The organism is Micromonospora sp. URMC 106 (assembly GCF_051386395.1).
Classification (GTDB): Bacteria; Actinomycetota; Actinomycetes; order Mycobacteriales; family Micromonosporaceae; genus Micromonospora.
Window position 1 is genome coordinate 1 of the sequence record NZ_JBPQTP010000223.1, and the last position, 1875, is coordinate 1875.

Genomic DNA, 1875 nt, shown 5'->3' on the forward strand with positions numbered 1-1875 from the left:
CGGGTGTCGGCCAGGTCGCACTCCAGCCACGGCACGCCGTCGGCGGGCGGCTGCCGGTCCAGCACCAGCGGCCGGCCGCCGGCCCGGGCCACCGCCGTGACCACCGCGGCGCCCAGCCCGCTCGAACCGCCGGTGACCAGCACCGCCATTCCGTTCAGATCCTTGCTCATGCCGCTCCTCGGGTGAGTTGGCCGCGCCGACGCGCGGCGGTGATGGTGGCCGTGGTGGACCGGCCGGCCAGGTACGGGACGGTGACGACGCGGCCGCCCCAGCCGCGGACCAGCTCGGCCTCCGGCAGCTCCGGGGCGCCGTCGCCGGCGTAGTCGCCGCCCTTGACCCAGACGTCGGGGCGCAGCCGGGACAGCACGGCGTGCGGGGTGGGCTCGTCGAAGACGACGACCGCGTCGACGCAGTCCAGCGCGGCGAGCAGTTGCGCCCGGTCGGCCTCGGTGTGCAGCGGGCGGTCCGGTCCCTTCAGCCCGCGCACGCCGCGGTCGGAGTTGAGGCAGACCACCAGGGCGTCGCCGAGCCGCCGGGCCGCCTGGAGGGTGGCGACGTGGCCGGCGTGCAGGATGTCGAAGCAGCCGCCGGTGGCGACCACGGTGCCGCCGTCGGCGCGTACCTTCGCCACCAGCTCGTCGGCGCGGCCCGGCACCCCGGTCGACGGCCGGGGCCCTCGGAGCTCGCGGTGCAACCCGGCGGCGCCGCCGGCCGCGACGTACGCGGACGCGGCGGCGACCGCCTCGGCGACGGCCTCGGCGACCACCGCCCCGCCGGCCAGCGCGGCGGCCGCGGCGGCGGCGAACCGGTCCCCGGCCCCGCAGGTGTCGTCGGCTCCGTCCACTCCGGACGGCGGCGGCACCACCAGCGGGGTGCTGCCCGAGTGGCAGAGCACCGCCCCGTCCGCGCCCATCGTCACCGCGACCGCTCCGACCCGCCACCGCCGGCGCAGCTCGTGTCCGGCCCGGGTGGCGGTGGAGAGCGGGGTGCCGCCGCCGGCGTCCCCGGTGAGCTGGCGCAGCTCGGCCAGGTTGGGCGTGGTGAGCCGGGCGCCGGCGACCGCCGCCGGTCCCCGGGGGTGTGGGTCCCAGACCACCGGCGCGGACGCCTCGGCCAGCGCCGCGCGCAGCGCCGGCTGGCGCAGCAGGCCCCGGCCGTAGTCGCTGGCCAGGATCGCGCCGGCACCCGCGATCGCCTCCAGGGCCGCCTCGGGCGGCTCGCCGGGGGACTGCGGCTCGCCGCCCCGGTCCAGGCGCAGCAGGGTCTGCCCGCCGGCCCGCAGGCGGATCTTCTCCGGCGTCGCGCCGGGCATCCGCAGCGGGAAGAGCCGCACCCCGGCGGCGGTCAGCAGCTCGGCCAGGCGGGCGGCCGCCGGGTCGTCGGCGAGCGCGGTGACCAGGACGACGTCGGTGCCCTGGGCGGCGGCGAGCAGCGCGGCGAGCCCCGCCCCGCCGGGCCGGTCGGTGGTCGACCGCTCGTCGAGCACCGGCACCGGCGCGTCCGGGCAGACGCGGCTGACCGCGCCGGCCACGTCCCGGTCGAGCAGGACGTCGCCGACCACCACCAGCGGGCCGCTCACGACGTCGTCCCGTCGTGCCGGTGCCCGTTGGCGCCGTGTCCGTTCGGACCGCGGCCGTTGCCGTTGGCGCCGTGCCCGTTCGGGCCGTGTCCCTTGCCGCCGTGGCTGCCGGCGGCGGTCAGCGCGCGGCCGTCCAGGCCGAACCGGTCGGCGAAGCCGACGCCGCGCGGGGCCGGCGGGGTCACCCGGGGCAGGTCCCGCACCATCGGCAGCGCCTGGTCCACGTACTCGCAGAGCAGGTGGCTGGTGACGAGGTGGAGTTCCTGGACGACCTGGCTGTCGGGTGAGGGGACGGC

The 1875-nt window shown here is 79.3% G+C and carries 1 protein-coding gene and 2 pseudogenes; all 3 read right to left on the reverse strand.

Going from position 1 to position 1875, the window contains the following annotated elements; all coding sequences use genetic code 11:
• Positions 1-170 (reverse strand): annotated as a pseudogene (locus ACSNOB_RS31820) (short-chain dehydrogenase); the annotation flags it as partial.
• Entirely contained in the window at positions 167-1579 is a 1413-nt protein-coding gene (locus tag ACSNOB_RS31825; RefSeq protein WP_436691130.1) for a PfkB family carbohydrate kinase, read from the reverse strand. The pseudogene ACSNOB_RS31820 and the gene ACSNOB_RS31825, both read right to left, overlap by 4 nt.
• Positions 1576-1875, reverse strand: a pseudogene (locus ACSNOB_RS31830) (hypothetical protein); the annotation flags it as partial. The gene ACSNOB_RS31825 and the pseudogene ACSNOB_RS31830, both read right to left, overlap by 4 nt.